General features: G+C 73.5%; 10 protein-coding genes. 3 read left to right on the forward strand and 7 right to left on the reverse strand.

Translation table 11 applies throughout. From position 1 onward, the window contains the following. Window positions 1-179: 179 nt before the first annotated feature. Window positions 180-782 (reverse strand): TetR/AcrR family transcriptional regulator, encoded by a 603-nt coding sequence (locus ACFXGN_RS30335; RefSeq protein WP_384865245.1) that lies wholly within the window; start codon window positions 780-782, stop codon window positions 180-182. Window positions 783-1,136: 354 nt separating this feature from the next. Between ACFXGN_RS30335 and ACFXGN_RS30340 the strand changes: the two genes are divergently transcribed. Beyond that, entirely contained in the window at window positions 1,137-2,036 is a 900-nt protein-coding gene (locus ACFXGN_RS30340; protein WP_384865247.1) for a LysR substrate-binding domain-containing protein, read from the forward strand. Between the two features lie 61 nt (window positions 2,037-2,097). On the opposite strand, the gene ACFXGN_RS30345 is transcribed toward ACFXGN_RS30340, so the two are convergent. Continuing rightward, on the reverse strand, window positions 2,098-2,535 hold the full coding sequence (locus ACFXGN_RS30345; RefSeq protein ID WP_384865248.1) for a GNAT family N-acetyltransferase: 438 nt from the start codon (window positions 2,533-2,535) through the stop codon (window positions 2,098-2,100). A gap of 304 nt (window positions 2,536-2,839) precedes the next feature. Between ACFXGN_RS30345 and ACFXGN_RS30350 the strand changes: the two genes are divergently transcribed. After that, the gene (locus ACFXGN_RS30350; protein WP_384865249.1) at window positions 2,840-3,709 is read left to right on the forward strand and encodes a D-alanyl-D-alanine carboxypeptidase family protein; all 870 of its coding nucleotides are present in this window, start codon (window positions 2,840-2,842) and stop codon (window positions 3,707-3,709) included. 147 nt (window positions 3,710-3,856) lie between these two features. Here ACFXGN_RS30350 and ACFXGN_RS30355 read toward each other — a convergent pair whose 3' ends face one another. Genes ACFXGN_RS30355 through ACFXGN_RS30365 form a run of 3 tightly spaced genes read right to left on the reverse strand, consistent with a single transcriptional unit; the run spans window position 3,857 to window position 7,261 of the window. Beyond that, window positions 3,857-4,849: a quinone oxidoreductase family protein gene (locus ACFXGN_RS30355; RefSeq protein ID WP_384865251.1), complete on the reverse strand. Its 993-nt coding sequence runs from the start codon at window positions 4,847-4,849 to the stop codon at window positions 3,857-3,859. 49 nt (window positions 4,850-4,898) lie between these two features. Continuing rightward, window positions 4,899-5,960 carry a sulfotransferase family protein gene (locus tag ACFXGN_RS30360; protein WP_384865253.1) on the reverse strand — a complete coding sequence of 354 codons (1,062 nt, stop codon included), beginning with the start codon at window positions 5,958-5,960 and terminating at the stop codon, window positions 4,899-4,901. A gap of 32 nt (window positions 5,961-5,992) precedes the next feature. Beyond that, a complete protein-coding gene (locus tag ACFXGN_RS30365) occupies window positions 5,993-7,261 on the reverse strand; it encodes an MFS transporter (protein WP_384865255.1) in 1,269 nt (422 codons plus the stop codon). Window positions 7,262-7,342: 81 nt separating this feature from the next. Here ACFXGN_RS30365 and ACFXGN_RS30370 point away from each other — a divergent pair, with 81 nt between their 5' ends. Next, window positions 7,343-8,032, forward strand: coding sequence for a helix-turn-helix domain-containing protein (locus ACFXGN_RS30370; RefSeq protein WP_384865257.1), 690 nt, complete (start codon window positions 7,343-7,345; stop codon window positions 8,030-8,032). Window positions 8,033-8,266: 234 nt separating this feature from the next. On the opposite strand, the gene ACFXGN_RS30375 is transcribed toward ACFXGN_RS30370, so the two are convergent. Both ACFXGN_RS30375 and ACFXGN_RS30380 read right to left on the reverse strand, forming a co-directional pair. Next, window positions 8,267-9,250, reverse strand: coding sequence for a class I SAM-dependent methyltransferase (locus ACFXGN_RS30375; protein WP_384865259.1), 984 nt, complete (start codon window positions 9,248-9,250; stop codon window positions 8,267-8,269). Between the two features lie 271 nt (window positions 9,251-9,521). Next, on the reverse strand, window positions 9,522-18,917 hold the full coding sequence (locus ACFXGN_RS30380; RefSeq protein WP_384865260.1) for an amino acid adenylation domain-containing protein: 9,396 nt from the start codon (window positions 18,915-18,917) through the stop codon (window positions 9,522-9,524). Window positions 18,918-18,933 lie beyond the last annotated feature (16 nt).

The following is an 18,933-nucleotide window of genomic DNA, read 5'->3' on the forward strand; positions in this document are numbered from 1 at the left end:
CGGGGGGTTCGTCCGGTCGGGGGGCTTCGTCGTCCACCACCGCGCCGGGGGGGGGGGGGGGGGGGGGGGGGCGGCCCCCGGGGGGGGGGGGGGGGGGGGGGGGGGGGGGGCGCGGGGGGGGGGGCGGGGGGGGCGGGCGCCCCCCCCCCCCCCTCTCCGTCCGGTGGATGCCCCGGTTTCTACGGCTGTTCCGGCGGACGCAGTCCGATCGTGAAGAAGGTGTCGAGGACGATGTCGACGTCACGCGTCGACAGGGGGAAGGGGGTGAGGAGGAGTTTGTGGTAGTAGGAGCCGTAGAGCAGCATGACCACCGTGTCGAGGTCGAGGTCGCGTGAGAGCTGCCCCTCCTCCTGTGCCGCCCGGAGGCGGTCGGCCGTCCGCTCCGCCTGCGGCTGGACGAACCGTTCGTAAAGGGTCTTGGCCACCGCGGGGTCGTGCTGGGCCTCTCCCACCAGGGCCGCGTAGAGCCGGTCGTAGGGAGGGGTCGCCAGCAGGGTGACCGCGTTGGTCATCTGGACGCGGAGGTCGGCGACGAGGTCGCCGGTGTACGGGTAGCTGAGATCCCCCTCGATGGAGGACAGCAGGGAGTCCAGGAAGACGGCGCCCTTCGAGGACCAGCGGCGGTAGATGGTGTGCTTGCCCACGCCCGCGCGGGCCGCGATGCCCTCGACGCTGAGCTTGGCGTAGCCCACTTCCTGGGCGAGTTCGAGAGTGACCCGCATGATGTCGGCGGTGCGTTCGGCGCTGCGGCCGTCGCGGGAGGGAGGTGGTTTGTCAGTCACGCCGCCACCATAACGGCACGGCACGTGCCGTGTTATATTCGGCCCCGGTGTGCGGGCGCATCATGGAAATCCCTTTACCTTCCTGCCCGGACGGACGGCCCTGCCGCCGCGCGGCGCGCGACCACGCGCCCTTCCCGCCGACTTCGGCCCGGACCCGCGGGAAACCGCGCGCACTCCAGCGGGCCGACACCCCAGTACCGGCCGATGACGCCCGGATCCGGCGACGCCGCCGCACGTCCGGGAGCCGCCCCGCCGGGAGTCGCCCCGCCGTGAGCGGACGGGCCGTGAGCGGACGGGGCGGCGGGGCGACCGCACCACTTCCGAGACCTTGACGAACATGCCCGTGGGGGACGCATGGAACGCTACGAGATAGAGGCCTTTCTCCTGCTGGCCGAGGAACTGCACTTCGGCCGCGCCGCCGAGCACCTGCGGGTGTCGACCAGCCGCATGAGTCAGATCATCACCAAACTGGAGCGCCGCATCGGCGCGCGCCTGTTCGACCGCACCAGCCGCCGGGTCGCGCTCACCCGGATCGGAGCCCAGTTCCACGAGGACCTGCGCCCCGGCTACGGACAGGTCCGGCGCGCCCTGGAACGGGCGATGACGGCCGCCCGCGGCTTCGACGGTCCCCTGAGCATCGGCTTCCTCGGAGCCGCGGGCGGCCAGTTCCTCCTGGAGGTGATCCGGGCCTTCCGCGCCGACCACCCGACCGCCGAAGTCGGCCTGCGGGAGTTCCAGATGAACACCGTCATCACCGGCCTGCACAGCCAGGAATCCGACCTCGTACTCATCCCCCGGCCCTTCGCCGACCCCGACCTGACCGTCGGCCCGCCCCTGTGGGCCGAAGAGCGGTACCTGGCGGTCTCCTCCCGGCACCCCCTGGCTTCCCGCCCCCACATCAGCCAAGAGGACCTGGCGGACTTCACCTTGCTGCGGATGCCGGAGAACTGTCCCCCCGTCATCGCCGAGGACCGGGTCCCCTCCCGCACGCCGGGCGGCAGGCCCATCGCCCACGGCCGCCACACCACCACGTTCCTGGAGGCCCTCGCGCTGGTGGGCGCCGACGAAGGGGCGTTCACCGTCGGAGCCGAGGTGAACCTCTTCTACGTCCGCCCCGATGTCACCTACCTGCCCATCACCGACGCACCGCCCCTCGCCTGGGGTCTCGTCTGGCGCACGTCCTCCGAGACCGCGCGCGTACGCGCCTTCAACGACCAGGCCGTCGAACTCAGCCGCTCACGGAGGTCGCCATGACCCGGACCGGGGGCTCGCGGAGGGTGCCGCGCGGCCCGACCGCTCCCCACCGGCGAGGGGACTACAGGGTCTTGTACATGTGGACGTCCTCGGCGCCGCCGGGAATCCCCAGGGACCTGCCCGTCTCCGCGTACCCGTGGCGCCGGTAGAACGCGGGGGCCTGGAAGGTGAACGACGACACGCTCGCGCGGTCGCAGCCGCGCAGCCGCGCCTCTTCCTCCGCCGCCAGGAGGAGCCTGCTTCCCCAGCCCTCCTCGCGGTCCTCCGCGCGGACCCAGAGCATCTCGATCCCGAACAGCCCGCCCCACGTCCAGCCGGAAAGCCCCCCGACGAGCTCGCCCGCGTCGTCGGTGACCTTCACCGTCAGGGAACCCTGATCGGCCGCGGTGGTCCCGGTGGCGGGGAAGTTCACCTCGTCCAGCCCTCGGGAAAGACGCGCGTCGAGTTCGGGGTCGCGGTGGCCGACGCTCACCGTCGCAGTTTTTTGATCATGGAACATGCCCCGATCCTGGCACACGCGTGCGCCACCGGAGCTTGTCGGCCCCGCACTTCGCGCCCGCCACGGCGAGCGCGTCGACGGTGCCGTGAGCGCTCGCGGCGGTCGGGTCACGGCTCCGGACGCGACACGGCGGGCGGTCAGGAGGGGGAGCGGCGCGCTCCGGCGGAATGCGAGCTAGATCACGTCCAGGTCGTACATCTCTTCGGGTCTCTCGTGCGTCTTGTGTGCGCGAGGTCCGTACGGGCCCCGTGTGACGACCACTCCTAACCAAGGGCAGAGCATTTTGATATCTACGACACCGCGCGTGCGCCGTGCCGTGACCGTCGCGGTCACGACCTCCGCCGTGCTGGCCGGCGGTCTCTTCGCCGGTCAGGCGCACGCCGCGACGCGGCCCGCCCCGTCCATCACGGCCCCCGGCGGCTTCGTGATGAACAACGGTACGGGCGCGACGCTGTTCGGCAAGGCGGCGGACACCCGCCGTTCCACCGGCTCCACCACGAAGATCATGACGGCGAAGGTCGTGCTGGCCCAGCGGGGCCTGAACCTCGACACCAAGGTCACGATCGACAAGGCCTACAGCGACTACATCGTCGCCAAGAACGCCTCCTCGGCCCGGCTCATCGTCGGGGACAAGGTGACGGTCCGTCAGCTCCTCTACGGCCTGATGCTGCCGTCGGGGTGCGACGCCGCCTACGCGCTGGCCGACAAGTTCGGCACCGGCACCACGCGGGCGGCCCGGGTCAAGTCGTTCATCGGCAAGATGAACGACGAGGCCAGGAGGATGGGGCTGACGAACACGCGCTTCGACTCCTTCGACGGGATCAGCAACGGGTCGAACTACTCGACCCCGCGCGACCTGACGAAGATCGCGAGCAGCGCGATGAAGAACTCCACGTTCCGCGCGATCGTGAAGACGAAGTCCACGAGCCAGAAGGTGACCACCAAGAGCGGTGGCTACCGGTACATGGCGTGGAGCAACACCAACAAGCTCCTGAGCACGTACAGCGGCGCGATCGGTGTGAAGACCGGTTCGGGTCCGCAGGCCAAGTACTGCCTCGTCTTCGCGGCCACCCGTGGCAACAAGACGGTCATCGGCGCGGTGCTCGGTGCGCCGAACGAGGCGAACCGCGCGGCTGACGTCAAGAAGCTGCTGGACTACGGCTTCGCGAAGTAGCCGACGGCGACCGGCACGCACGCACGGCTGACCGTGCCGGTCGCGGTTCCCGGCTGCCTCCCGTCCGACGGGAGGCAGCCGGGGCCGTCCCGCCCGTCGGAGCGTCCAGAGCCGCCCGGCCTCCGGCCGGGGACCGGCCCGTCCGGTTCAGCCGGACGCTTCGGGTGCCGGGGAACAGGTCAGCACCGTCTTGCCGGTCGTGGTGCGGGCTTCGAGGGCCGCGTGGGCGTCCGCCGCGTCGGAGAGCGCGTACCGCTGTCCGATCCGGACCCGCAGGTGCCCGTCGCGCACCAGCCCGAGCACGTCCGTTCCCCGCCGGAGCAGTTCGGCCCGGTCCTGGACGTGGTGCTCCAGGTTCGGACGGGTGACGTACACCGATCCGGCGGCGTTGAGGCGCTGGAGGTCGACCGGTGGCACCGCGCCGCCGGACTGTCCGTAGACCGCCAGGACCCCGCGCGGGCGCAGCGCGGCCAGGCTCTCGTCGAACGTCGGACCGCCGATGCCGTCGAACACCGCCGCGGCGCCGAGACCGCCGGTGTGCCGCCGTACCGCCGCGAGCAGGGCCCCCGGTGTGTGGTCGACGACCTCGGCCGCGCCGACGGACCGCGCGGCCTCCGCCTTGGCCCGGGTCGACGCGGTGCCGATCACCGTCCCGCCGCGCAGCCGTACGAACTGGGTCAGCAACATGCCGACGCCTCCCGCCGCCGCGTGCACGACGACGGTGTCGCCGGGCCGGACCGGGCAGGTGTCGGCGGACAGGTAGTGGGCGGTCATGCCCTGGAGCAGGGCCGCCGCCGCCTGTTCGGCGGCGAGTCCTTCCGGCACCGGCACCAGCCGGTCGGCCCGTACCACCGCGTACTCCGCGTAGGCCCCCGGCAGGTTCGCCCAGGCGACCACGTCCCCGACGGCGACCTCGCGGACACCGGGCCCGAGCTCGACGACGGTACCGGCGCCCTCCTGCCCGGGCACGTACGGCAGTTCCTTCGGGTAGAGGCCGGAGCGGAGGTAGACGTCGATGTAGTTGACCCCGGCGGCGGCGAGCCGTACCAGCGCCTCGCCCGCGCGCGGTACGGGGCGCGGCAGTTCGACGGGTTCGAGTACGTCCGGCGCGCCGGACCGGCTGACCTGAATGGCTCTCATGGCGGGGATCGTACGGCGGCCGTCCGGCGCCGCCCGGACGCCCCGGGGTTCAGAGCCGGTCATAACCGGCCTCTTCGGCGAGGTCGCGGACGATCGGCAGGACCTGGCGGATCTCGTGCTCGTGACGGCGCCACTTGTCCGGGTCGGGAGCGGTCTGGGTCATCACGACGGGGAGGTCGCGGCGGCCCCAGGCATCGGTGAACGGCAGCTTCACCGCCTCGGCCACGGCCTCCATCGTGGCCACCGGGTCGGCCTGGACGTCCTCGTAGCGCACGAGCACGGAGTTGCCGGTGGGGGCGAGGGCGCGGGCGGCGTCCAGGACGGCCCGGTTGTGGACCCGCCAGTTGTGCGCGCAGACCTCGGCCAGGCGCAGTCCGACCCAGTCCCGCCAGCCGGGCGGCAGGCTCAGGTTCCACCACTGCTTGCCCCACGGGAACACGTCCGAGTAGCCCTGGATGCGCAGCGGTACGGGCACCGGGTAGGAGAAGAACATCCTCGGGTTGAGCCAGGCGTCCATCAGGGAGCCGATGCTGGTGCGCGGGTCGCGGACGACGAACACATAGGTGGCGTCGGGGTAGAGGGCCCGGAGGAACGGGATGCGGAAGCAGGACTGGATGCTCTTCTCCACCAGCCGGATCCCGCCGGCCAGATCGTCCGGGGTGGGGCGCGGTCCGCGCGGCGGGAAGCAGAACGGGGTGATCTCGTCGAGTTCGCCGCCGTCCCGGGTGGTGGGCGGTCCTTCGGGCAGGTCGCCGGGGAAACGTTCCTTGAGGGCCTTCAGCGGTACGTCGTAGTAGTACGGCTGGAGGCCCTGGGCGCTGATGAAGTCGAGGTAGTCGAGCTTGTCGTCGACGGACCACTCCGCGCCGGGCCTGCGCGCGGCGGCGAGCAGGTCGGCGTCGAGCCGGGCCGCCACCTCGGGGGTCGCGTCGGAGGCGTCGAGGGCGTTGGAGTCCCAGCCGCGCCGGCTGGGGTGGAGGCCGCCGCGTTCCCATATCGGCTTGCCCTCGCGGCCGATGCTCCAGACGTGCTCGCTGCGTTCGATGAGGCCCCGGACCAGGCTGGTGCCGGAACGGGGATGGCCGACGACGAAGATGGGCTGCTTGAGCATGGCGGAGCTCGCTTTCGTGAGGAGGCGGGTTCTCATGCGGGCCAGCGGGCGGACCTGACGTGCCGGTTCGCGAGCCCGGCCACGGTGATCACCGCCTGGGCGCCCGCGATCAGCACGATCGCGCCGGTGACTCCGAGGAACTGCAGGGACACACCGCCGACCAGGGAGCCGAGCGGGGAGCCCGCTCCGATGAGGGTGATGGTCGCGGCGATGGCCCGGCCCCGGCGGTGGTCCGGGGTCTGCCGGAAGATCATGATGTCGACGAGGATCTTCAGCGCGGGCAGTCCGAGCGCCGCCAGGGTCAGCATGGCGAAGACCCAGACCGGTCCGAGCGGGACCGCCAGGAGGGCCACCGCCGCCGTGGTCAGCGTGGACGCGGAGATCAGCAGCGCGCCGGGGCTGAGCAGCCGGTTGAGCCTCGGCACCAGCGCCGAGCCGACGAGCATCCCGACCGCGGTGCCGGACAGGGCCAGACCGATGGTGCCGGGGGAGTGGTGCTGGTCGCGCAGGGTCACCATCACCATCAGGATCGCGGCGGTGATGCTGAAGTAGAAGATGCTGATGAGGAGCAGGGCGGATCGCAGCAGCCGGTCGCCGAGGAGTTCGACCACCCCGGAGAAGGCGGTGGTCAGCGGGCCCAGCGCGCTCTTCCTCTCCTGTTCCACCGGTTCGGCGGGCGGCGCCGTCTTCGGCACGCGGACCAGCAGGGCGCAGACGAACGAGATCACGAAACCGACGATCGCCGCGAGGAACGGGAACGTGCGCGACACCAGGTAGAGCGCGCCGCCGAGCGGCGGCCCGGCCAGGGCGGCGGCCCCGCTGCGGGCCTCGTCCTGACTGAGCGCGGCGGTCAGCTGATGGTCCGGCACCACGGCGCGGATCAGCAGCATCCGGGCCGGTGCGCCGAAGGCCGTACCGGCGCCCAGGACGATCGCGGCGAGGATCAGCAGACCGAAGTTCGCGCGGTCGGTCATCAGGGTGAGGACGATGAACGCGAGAGTGAGCGCCCGGACCGCCTCGGAGATCAGCAGGATGCGGCGCCGGTCCCAGCGGTCGACCACCGCGCCGGCGGGCAGTCCGACGAGGAGGGCGGTGCCGATCTGGGCGAAACCGAACAGGCCGGCCAGCGCGGGCGAGCCGGTCAGGGACATGATCAGCAGGGGGTAGGCGACCTCCACGGTTTCGAGGCCGAGGTTGGCCGATGCCGCCCCGATCCAGAGAATTTGGAAACGCCGGTTACGGCGCAGGGGCACCGGCGCGGCGGAAGCCGTACTGTCACCCTGTCGTAAGCGTTCACTCATACGTGAAAGCTAGCATGTGCGTGAATGATTACGCTACGAGGAACGTGAATGGCTTTGCTACGAGGAAACGGAGAGGGATCCATGGCTGACGATGCCGACGCGGTGACGGTCGTCCGGGAGGTGGACGACGTGGAGACGCTGAAGGCCCTGTCCGACCCGCTGAGACTGGCGATCCTGCGCGCGATGATGAGCGATGTGCGCGCCGCGCACCGGGTGAAGGACATCGCCCGGCTCCTGGACCAGCCGACCACGCGGCTCTACCGGCACATCAAGGTCCTCGAAGCGGCGGGCCTGATCAAGGTGGCGCAGACCCGGATGGTCTCCGGCATCCAGGAGAGCCAGTACCAGGTGGCGCAGTTCGCCCTGCGGCTGAGCCGTGACCTGCTGGCCGCGCCGGGCAACGCGGGCGATCTGGCCGACGCGTTCGCCGTGACGCTGAACGACTTCCGCGACCGGCTCGTACGGGACATCATCAGCGGTCGTTTCCAGCCGGAGCCCGAGGCCGGGGAGAAACCTGATGCCGGGGAGAAGTCCGAGGCCGGGGAGAAGCCCGATCCGCTCGGCCCGATGGTCGTGGCGCTTGACCGGCGGCTGACGCCGGAGCGGGCCACCGAGTTCCGGTCCCGTCTGACCGCGCTGATGGAGGAGTTCAACCGGCCCGACGACGAGGAGAACGCCGTCGTGCCGGTCGAGTTCCTGCTGATGTTCTGGGCGCCGAAGGAGCCGGTGGGGGAGCCGGTGGGAGAGCCTGTGGGGGAGCCGCCCGCGTAGCCCGCGCCCGCCGGGGGCGTCACTTCCCGCGCACGCGCGGACGGGCCGGATCAGGGGGCGCGTGGCCGCGCCCCCTGATCCGGCCCGTCCTGACCGTCAGGGGCCGTACTCCCGCACAGGACCGGCGGGCCGGACCCGAGGCGCGGGGGAGTGCCCCTCAGGTCCGGTCGGCCCGCCCGCCGGGCAGCGCCGCCGGAGGTCCGCAGGACCGGGCCGCCGGACGTCCGACGCGCCTCACTTGGCCGCGATGAAGAGCCGTCCGCCGGGGAACCGGTGCGGCACACAACGGGCCTGGTCGAAACCGGCCTGCCGGAAACGGTCCAGCCAGTCCTCCTCCGGAGGCAGCGTCACGTCCATGAACCCGGCGTGCAGATAGGTGAACAGCGCGCTGAACCTGCGCTCGCGCTCCGCCGCCGCGTACGGCACCGCGTCGGTGATCGCCATGATGCCGCCCGGCCGCAGCGCCTCCCGGCACCTGCGCAGCACCCGGTCGAAGACGTCGCCCTCCTGCACGATGTCGTGGAACACGAACCCGGCGTGGATGACATCGGCACCGGCCACCGGGGAGGGGTCGTCCGCGACGGACTGGATCGGCCGCTCCACCACCGTGAGCCGGTCGCCGACGCCCGCCGACTCCGCCGCGCGGGCCGCCTCCTGACACGCCCCGGCGCTCATGTCCAGGGCCACCCCCGTGCTGTCCGGCAGCCTGCCGAGCAGATCGATCAGCAGACCGGCGGCACCGGCGCCGAGGTCGACGATCCTCCGCGGCCGGACGGCGAGGATCGCCTCGGTGGCGGCCGGATAGAAGCCCTGGCTGCCGATCCACCGGGAACTGACCGCCACCTCGCGCCCGTTCCGCCGGTACTGCGCGGCGGCGGCCACCGGATCGCGCAGGAACTCGGCGGGATGCTGGACGTACGGCTGGTTGGCCCGCAACGACCAGATGAGGTACCCCGACTGGTGGATCCGGTCGGCGAAGTCGTCCGAGGCCCGGAACTCCTTCACGCCCGTCGGCACGAGCAGCGCCGCGGCGGCCAGCACGGACAGGAAACCGGCCATGCCCTCCTCCGGCACGTCCGCGGCCACGGCCAGCTCGGCCGCGGTGACCGGCTCGCCGCGCTCCAGCAGCGGGATGACACCCAGCCGGTCGGCCATCTCCAGCAGGGTGGCGACGGCGGCGAGATCGGCCGCGGTCTCAGGGGGACTGATGCTTGACATCGCGCTCTCCCACTCCATTTCGACGATCATCTCGAGTTCCACGGTGCCGGGCCGGTACGGTTCCCGGCCGGGCGGGCACGGCGCCGTCGGCGCCGTACGGGTCTGAGGCCCCGCCGCCGCTCGGCGGCCGGGACGGTGGGGCGGGCGGCGGCGGCGGCGCGCGAACCGCTCGGGTTCGCCGAGGTCCGCGCCGCCCGTCACACCCACGGAGGGCCGGTCGTGCGCCGACCGCTCCGGTGGGCACGGACGCGCGGGACGTCCGTGCCCGGTCTCACCGGGAATCCGCTTCCGCCCCGGTGCCCCCGGTGCGCCGACGGAGCCTGGGACGGGCGCGGCTCTCCGCCCGCCCGAGCCGCGCGGCGAGCGCGGCGACCGTCGGCGACTCGAACAGCGCGGCCACGCTGAGGCTCGCGTCGAACCGGGTCCGCACCCGGTTGAGCAGCCGGGTGGCGAGCAGGGAATGGCCGCCGAGGTCGAAGAAGTTGTCGTGCACACCGACCCGGGAGGTCTTCAGGACCTCGGCGAACATCGCGCACAGAGCGGCCTCCCGCTCGTCCCTGGGCGCCACGTAGGCCGTGTCGGACGCGCCGGGGCCGGGCGCGGGCAGCGCCTTCCGGTCGACCTTGCCGTTGCCGGTCAGCGGCAGCCGGTCCAGCGTGACGAACACGCTCGGCACCATGTGGTCCGGGAGCGTCAGCGCGGCGTGCGCCCGTACGGCGGCCACGTCCACGTCCGACGGCACGAGATAGCCGATCAGCCGTTCGCCGTCCCCCGTGACCGTCGCGTGGGCCACGTCCGGATGACCGGTCAGCGCCGCCTCCACCTCGGCCGGCTCGATCCGGAACCCGCGCACCTTCAACTGCGCGTCGACCCGGCCCTCGAACTCCAGCACCCCGTCCGCCCGGTACCGGGCCAGGTCCCCGGTGCGGTACATCCGCCCACCGGCCGGGCCGTACGGGTCGGCCAGGAACCGGGACGCGGTCACGTCCGGCTGGTACGGGTAGCCCCGGGCCAGGCCGGTCCCGGTCACGTACACCTCACCGGGCACCCCGGCGGGCACCGGCCGCAGCCGCTCGTCGAGCAGGTACAGCCGGGTGTTGTCCATCGCCCGGCCGATCGGCACCGTACGGGCGGGCACCGCGCCGATCGGGTACCAGGAGGAGATCACCGTGGTCTCCGTGGTGCCCCAGGCCGCCGCGACCGCGGTGCCCGGAGCCCGGGCCACCAGGTCCGCGACCGCCGCCGGGGACACCACGTCACCGGCCATCCACACGAGGTCCAGCGCGGACAGCGCCGGTGCCGCCTCGGCCACCATCAGGTTGAACAGCGCCGAGGTGAAGACCGCCGTGGTGGCCTTCCCCTCGACGATGACGCGGGCCAGCACCTCGGTGTCCAGCTCGCCCTCGGGCGCGACCACCACCCGGCCGCCGGTCAGCAGCGGCAGCCAGATCTCGTACGTGGACGGGTCGAACGACGTCGGCGAGTGCATCAGCGCGTCCGCCGGGCGCAGCCGCTCCCAGGCCCGGTCCGTGACGAACTCGGCGACGCTGCGGTGCGAGACGCTGACCGCCTTCGGCGTCCCGGTCGAACCGCTGGTGAACATCGTGTACGCGGTGCGGTCCGGGTGGCTCAGAACCCGGGGGCCGTGCTCCTCGGCGTCGGGGGAGGGCGTGACCACCGCGACCCCGGTCAGGTCCGTGGGCCGGTCGGTGACGAGCAGCCGCGCCCGCATGTGGTCGACCATCCGCTGCCGCCGGGCCAGCGGCGCCGACCCGGGCAGCGGCAGATAGCCGCCCCCGGCCTTGACCACGGCGAGCACCGACACGAGGTAGTCGATGCCGCGCGGCAGGCTCACCGCCACCGGCTCGTCGGGACCGCACCCCGCCGCCACCAGCAGGTGCGCCAGACGGTTGGCGCGCCGGTCGAGCTCCCGGTAGCCGATCGTCCGGTCACCCTCGACGACGGCGACCGCGTCGGGAGTGGCGGCGGCCTGCCGGGCGAACAGCACGGCGAGGTCCTCGTCCACGACCGGCCGCGCGAGGTCGTCCCGCTCCGACAGCGCGGCCCGCCGCTCTGCCCCGGAGAGCAGGTCGACGCGCCCGATCGGCACGTCGGGATCGGCGACGGCCGCCTCCAGGAGCCGCAGCAGACGGTCCGTCAGGGAGACCACGGTGTCCCGGTCGAACAGATCGGTGCGGTAGCGCACCTCGCCGGTGACGCCCTCGGGCACCCGGCCCTCCCCGTGGTGCTCCGTGAAGCTCAGGTTGAGGTCGAAGTCCACCGGACCGACCCGGACGGCCTCGACCGCGCCCTCGGCCGGTGCGGGCGACACGTCCACACCGGGCAGGGCGACGGCGGCCCCGGCGTTGTTCTGCAGCACCAGCATCGTCTGGAAGAGGGGGTGCCTGCTCAGCGACCGCTCGGGGTTGAGCGCGGTGACGATCCGGTCGAACGGCAGTTCCTGGTGGGCGTACGCGGCCAGGTCCAGGTCCCGCACCCGGCCCAGCAGCTCGCGGAAGCTCGGGTCGCCCGAGGTGTCGGTCCGCAGGACCAGACTGTTGACGAAGCAGCCGATCAACTGGTCCAGGCTGTCGTCGCTGCGCCCGGCGACCGTGGTGCCGACGGGGATGTCGGTGCCCGCGCCGAGCCGGGTGTACAGCGCCGCGAGCGCGGTGTGCAGCACCATGAACAGCGTGGTGTGCGTCCGCCGGGCCAGCTCCAGCAGACCGGCGTGCAGCGGTGCGGGCAGGGTGACCGTCAGCAGGGCGCCCGGCAGCTCCGAGGAGTCGGGCCGGGGCCGGTCGTAGGGCAGCGCCAGTTCCCGGGGGAGCCCGGCGAGCCGCTCGGACCAGTACGCCGTGAGACGCTCCCCGGCCGGTCCTTCGAGCAGGGCCCGCTGCCACAGCGTGTAGTCGGCGTACTGCACCGGCAGCGGACGCCGGACCGGGACGTCCCCCCGGACCCGGGCGGCGTACGCCTGGGCGAGGTCATGGCTCAGCGGAGCCAGGGACCAGCCGTCTCCCGCGATGTGGTGCATCAGCAGCAGCAGCGTGTACCGGTCGGGAGCGGTACGGAACAGATGGAGCCGCAGCGGCAGCTCGGTGGTGAGGTCGAACCGGTGCCCGGCGGCGGCCGTCAGCTCCCGGTCCAGACCGGCCGGGTCCACCCGCGCGATCCGCAGCACCTCGTCCGGGTCGGCCACCTCCAGGACCTGCTGGCGGGGCGCCCCGTCGGTCTCAGGGAAGAGGGTGCGCAGCGTCTCGTGCCGTTCGAGGAGGTCGCCCACCGCGGCGCGCAGCCCCTCGGTGTCCAGCGGCCCGTCCAGACGCAGCACCAGCGGCCAGCCCAGCCCGTTCCAGCGGGAGAGGAACCACAGCCGTTCCTGGGCGTACGACAGGGGCAGCGGGGAGGGCCGGGCGCCCGGGACCAGGGCGGCGCGGGCCCGCCGCACCCCCTCGCCGGAGCCGAGCCGGGCGGCGAGGGCCGCCGCCGTGGGGGCCTCGAACAGGTCCGCGACGCCCAGGTCCGCCCCCAGGTGCGTACGGATACGGTTGACCAGACGGGTGGCGAGCAGCGAGTGCCCGCCGAGGTCGAAGAAGCTGTCGTGGGCGCCGACCCGGGACCTGCCGAGCAGCTCGCCCATGAGCGCGACGAGGATCTCCTCGGTGGGGGTGCGCGGCGCCGTGTACCCGCCGCCGGTCCCGAACTCGGGCTCCGGCAGGGCCCGCCGGTCCAGCTTCCCGTTCGCGGTGAGCGGCAGCCGGTCCAGGACGACGAAGGCGCTGGGCACCATGTAGTCGGGCAGCGCCGAGGCGATCCGGTCCCGTACGTCCGCGATGTCCGGAGCCGCGCCGTCGGGCACCAGATAGGCGACGAGCCTGCGTTCGCCCCCACGGTCCTCATGGGCGGTGACGAACGCCTGGGCGAGCCGCGGCAGGGCGGTGAGGGCGGACTCGACCTCGGCCGGTTCGACCCGGAAGCCACGGATCTTCAGCTGGGCGTCGGCCCGCCCGACGAAGTCCAGGGTGCCGTCGGCACGCCACCGGGCGATGTCACCGGTCCGGTACATCCGGTCGCCGGGCGGCCCCCACGGGTCGGCGGTGAACCGTTCGGCGGTCAGATCGGGCTGGCCCGCGTATCCGCGCGACACGCCCGAACCGGCGATGTACAGCTCGCCCGGGACCCCGGCGGGAACCGGCTGGAGCCGCCCGTCGAGCACGTACAGCCGGGTGTTGTCCATCGGGGCGCCGATCGGCACCCGGCCGGGCACGGCCGCCGCCCCGGACATCGAGAACCGGGAGGAGCAGGTGGTGGTCTCGGTCGGACCGTACAGCGCCCGGACGGTCAGACCGGGGTGCCGGTCGAGGAGCCGTCCGACCGCCGCGGGGGACACGACGTCGCCGCCGGTCAGGACCTCCCGGACGCCCGCGAAGCACTCCGGGTCCTCCGCGAGCGCCGCGAACAGGCCGGAGGTGAGCCAGACCCGGTCCACCCCGGACGCGGTCACCGCGCGGGCCAGACCGGCGTCGTCGAGGACCTCCCCCGGAGCCACCACGACCGTGCCGCCGGTCAGCAGCGGGGTCCAGATCTCGTGGACGGAGGCGTCGAACCCGGTGGCCGAGTGCATCAGCACCGTACCGCCGGCGCTCCAGAGCCGGTCGCGGACGAACCCGGCCGCGTTCCGGTGCGTCAGGACGACCGCCTTGGGAGCGCCGGTCGAGCCGCTGGTGAACATCACGTACGCGGCCTGGTCCGGGTGCGGTTCCGGGCGGGGCGGCTCGGGCGCCGTGCCGTCCTCCGGCGCCAGCACGGTCAGACCGGTCAGGTCGTGGGGCCGGTCGGTGACGAGCAGCGCCGCGCCCGCGAGCTCGCACATCCGGCGCAGCCGGTCCGAGGGCACGGCCGACGGCAACGGCAGGTAGGAGGCGCCGGCCTTGAGCGCGGCGAGCATGGACACGATCAGATCGGCCGACCGCTCCTGGAGCAGCGCCACCGGCCGGTCCGGGACCGCTCCGGCCGCGACGAGCCGGTGCGCCAGGTGGTTGGCGCGCCGGTCCAGCTCGGCGTAGGTCAGGACGACCGGCCCGGTGACCGCGACCGCGTCGGGCGTCGCCGCGGCGCGCTCCGCGAACAGGCCGGGTACCGAGGCGTCGGGCAGCGGCCGTCCGGTGTCGTTCCAGGAGCGCAGGAGGGTGTCGCGTTCGCCGTCGTCCAGGACGTCGAGCCCGCCGAGCCGCTGGTCGGGGTCGGCGGCGACGGCCCGCAGGACACGGACGAAGCGGTCGGCCAGCGCTCGTACCGTGGCCGGGTCGAAGAGCCCGGTGCGGTAGACGATCTCGCCGACGACGCCGTCGGCGGCGCCGTCCCGCCGGTAGGCGTCGGTGAGGTTCACGAACAGGTCGAGCTGGGCGGCGGACGGCGTCGACCGCACCACCTCGACGCCCAGACCGGGCAGGCCGAAATCGGCGTCCGCGTTGTTCTGCAGGACCAGCATGGTCTGGAAGAGGGGGTGACGGCCGAGCGCGCGGGCCGGGTTGAGCGCCTCCACGACCCGGTCGAAGGGCAGCTCCTGGTGGCTGAGGGCGGCCACGTCGCCGGTCCTGGCGCGTTCCAGGAGTTCACGGAAGGTCGGGTCGCCCGAGGTGTCGGTGCGCAGCACCAGGTTGTTGACGAAGAAGCCCACCAGATGGTCGAGCTTGTCGTCGCCGCGCCCGGCGACCACGGTGCCGATGGGGATGTCGGTGCCCGCGCCGAGCCGGGTGAAGAGCGCGGCGAGGGCCGTGTGCAGCACCATGAAGAGGGTGGTGCGGCTCCGTTGCGCCAGCGCCAGCAGCTCGGCGTGCAGCGGGGCGGGGATCCGCATCGGGAGCAGCTCGCCCGCGTGGTCGGCGCCGCTGGGGCGGGGCCGGTCGTAGGGCAGGGCGAGTTCCTCCGGAAGGTCCCTCAGGTAGTCGCGCCAGAAGCCGGTCATCCGCTCCTGGTACTCCGGGGTCAGCAGCTCGCGCTGCCACAGCGCGTAGTCGGCGTACTGCACGGGCAGCGGCAGCCACCGCGGCGCCGCCCCGGCGGCCCGTGCCGCGTACGCGGCGGCCAGGTCCTGGGCCAGCGGGCCCATCGACCAGCCGTCCCCGGCGATGTGGTGCAGCACGAGCACCAGGGTGTGCCGGTCCGGCGCGGTGCTCAGCAGCCGCACCCGCACCGGTACGTCGGCGGTGATGTCGAAGGGCTCGCGGCAGACGGTCCTGACGGCCTCGTCCAGGTCGTCCCCTGCCACGTCGAGGACCCGTACCAGGGCGTCCGCCGCCACCTCGGGGAGGACGCGCTGGTACGGCTGTCCGTCCCGCTCCTCGAACACGGTGCGCAGCGACTCGTGCCGCGCGAGGAGGTCCCCGACCGAGGCGACGAGGGCGGCCCGGTCCACCGGGCCGGTCAGCCGCAGGACCACGGGCAGGTTGTAGGTCCAGCCGAGCGGATCCATCCGGTTGACGAACCACAGGCGCTGCTGGGCCCAGGACAGCGGTACGCGCTCCGGGCGCGGGGCGGCGACCAGCGCCGGTGCCTCCTGTCCCGCGCTCCCGGCGACGGCCGCCGCGAGTCCGGCGACGGTGGGCGCGGCGAACAGCGCGTCGAGTTCGAGCCGGACGCCGAAGGCGCCCCGGATCCGGTTGAGCAGGCGCGCGGCGAGGAGCGAGTGGCCGCCCAGGTCGAAGAAGTCGTCGTCGATGCCGATCCAGGCCCGGTCGAGCAGTTCGGCGGCGAGCTCGCAGAGCAGCTTCTCCCGCGCGTCACGGGGAGCCCGGCCGGAGGCGTCGCCGCGGAAGTCGGGTTCGGGCAGCGCCCGCCGGTCCAGCTTGCCGCTCGCGGTCAGCGGCAGCGCGTCGAGCACCACGAACGCGGAGGGCACCAGGGAGGAGGGGAGCCGCGCCTTGGACCAGTCGCGGAGGGCCGCGACGAGCAGCCCGCGACGGCGGGTGGCGATGGGGTCGTTGGTGAAACCGGTGAAGCCTGTGGGCCCGGTGGGCCCGGTGGAATCGTCGGCGAGGGCGGAGGCGTCGGACCCGGGGGAGGCGGCGGTGGTGGTGGTGACGGCGGATTCCGGGGAGGCGGCGGACCCGGGGAGGGCGGCGGCGGTCGTGCCGGGGGCGGCACGATGCAGGTACACGCCGTCCAGCACCCGGCCGCCGTCCGCCGCCGGGAAGAGCACGTCGAGCAGGTCCGGGCCCTCGGCGGACCAGGTGACCACGGCGGTGCGCCCGTGCGCCTCGGCGAGGGCGTGCCAGTACTCCGGGTCGATCCGGTCGTCCGGTCCGTCGAGCGCGGCCCGCGCGGTCCCGGCCGGGGCGCCCGCCCGGACCGCGCGCGCGGCGGCGACCTCACCGGCGACCCGGGCGTTGCGCACCCCGGTGAGCCGCAGCGCGGCGCCGTCGGCCAGCCGCGCGGCCAGGTCCTCCGGGCCCCGCACGTCGAGCCCCCAGCCCAGCGACGGCACCGCCGACAGGTCCTGGGCGCCGGTGCCGTCCTGGTGCAGCACCACGTCGTAGCGGTGCTTGGTCAGTTCGTTGTGGTCGGCGCCGCGCTTGAGCCGTACGTCCACGGCTCCGGCGCCGACGGTGCCGAAGAGGCCCGGGTGGATCAGGAGTTCCTTCTCCAGGACCACCGCCTGCTCGATCTCGCGGCGCAGCACCCCGGGGCCCGGATCGTGGTCGAGCTGCCCCAGCCGGACACCGGTCCACATGCTGTCCACGAGCGGCAGGCACCGTACGTCCCCGACGAGCAGCCGGCCGCCCGGCGCGAGCAGGCCGAGGAGCTTGGTCAGCACGTCCCGCAGATACCGCTCGTCGGGGAAGTACTGGACGACCGAGTTGATGACGACGGTGTCGAAGCGGCCCCGGGGCAGACCGGTGGTGACGTCGGCGGCCTGGACGCGCAGGGTGACCTTCCCCGCGATGTCCGGCTCACCGGCGAGCCGCTCGCGCAGCCCCTCGATCGCCGACGCCGAGTAGTCGGTGCCCCAGTACTCGTCCACCAGGCCGACCAGCGGCGTCAGGATCAGCCCCGATCCGACGCCGACCTCCAGCACGCGCCGGGGGGCGAAGCTCCGTACGCGGGTGACGACGGCCTCCCGCCAGCGGGCCATCTGCTCGACCGGGATGCCCTCACCGGTGTAGGTGGAGTTCCAGCCGGAGAAGTCCGTCCCGAAGGCCGCCCGGTCGGACCCGTCGTAGAAGGTGTCGTAGATCTGCTGCCACTCGTCGACGTGCCGTTCCGCGTTGCCGTCGTCGGTGTCCCGCGCCGGTGCGCCGACCAGATAGGCGGCGAGCCGCTTCTCGCCCCGCCGGTCCTCGTGGACCAGGACGCGGGCCTGCTCCACCGCCGGGTGCCCGGTCAGGACCGCCTCGATCTCGCCCGGCTCGATCCGCAGCCCCCGGATCTTGACCTGGTCGTCGGCCCGGCCGCAGTACGCGAGCTGACCGTCCGGCAGCCGCCGCACCAGGTCGCCCGTGCGGTACATCCGGGCCCCCGGCTCCCCGAACGGATCGGCGACGTACCGCTGCGCGGTGAGCCCGGGGCGGTCGACGTACCCACGGGTCACACCGCCGCCCCCGCCGTACAGCTCGCCGATCTCGCCGGGGGGCGTCGGGCGCAGCCGGTCGTCCAGGACGTACAGCCGGGTGTCACCGGACGGGAAGCCGATCGGCGGGGCGTCGGGCCCGGGGACGAGCGGGGCGGAGAGGGTGACGGCGATGGTCGTCTCGGTGGGGCCGTAGCCGTTGACCATCCGGCGGCCGGGGCTCCACAGGTCCACGAGGCGCGCGGCGCACGCCTCGCCGCCGACCATCAGGGACCGCAGCTCCGGCAGCTCCGTCCGGGGCACGGTCGCGAGGACCGACGGCGGTACGAAGGCGTGGCTGATCCGGTGGTCCGCGAGGAACGCGGCCAGCTCCTCCCCGGCGAGGGTGCCGGGGGGCGAGACGACCAGCGTGCCGCCCGGCGCGAACGCGAGGAGCACCTCGATGATCATGGCGTCGAAGCTGGGCGAGGCGAGCTGCGACACCACGGAACCGGGGCCCGCCGCCATCCGGTCCACCAGGTCGGCGGCGAACGGCGGCAGCCCCCGGTGCGGCACCGCGACGCCCTTGGGACGGCCCGTCGAACCGGACGTGTAGATGACGTACGCCAGGGACAGCGGACGGTCCACCGGGTCCGGGGCGGTCACCGGCGCCGACTCCGCCTCGGCGAGCAGCTCGGGCAGCGACAGCTGGGCGGTCCCCGGGGTGTCGGGCAGCGCGGGCCGCCCCGTCCCGGCGGTCAGCAGGACGCGGGGCGCGCTGTCGGCGCACATGAACGCGATCCGCTCGGCCGGGTGATGGACGTCCACCGGCAGGAACGCGCCCCCGGCCTTCCCGACCGCGAGCAGGGCGACGATCAGTTCCACCGAGCGGGGCAGCGCGAGCGCCACCACGTCCTCGGCGCCGATGCCGCGACCGCGCAGCACGTGCGCCAGCCGGTTGGCCCGCACGTCCAGCTCGGCGTAACTCAGCTCGACCGGTCCGCAGCGCAGGGCCGGTGCGTCACCGCGCCGCGCCGCGTGCCCGGCCACCAGACCGTGCAAGGACTCGGACGGTTCGACAGCGGCCGACGGCAAGCGCTCCGGCGAAAACGGCATCGCGGCTCTCCATGAT

Source organism: Streptomyces sp. NPDC059247 (assembly GCF_042754005.1).
GTDB lineage: Bacteria > Actinomycetota > Actinomycetes > Streptomycetales > Streptomycetaceae > Streptomyces.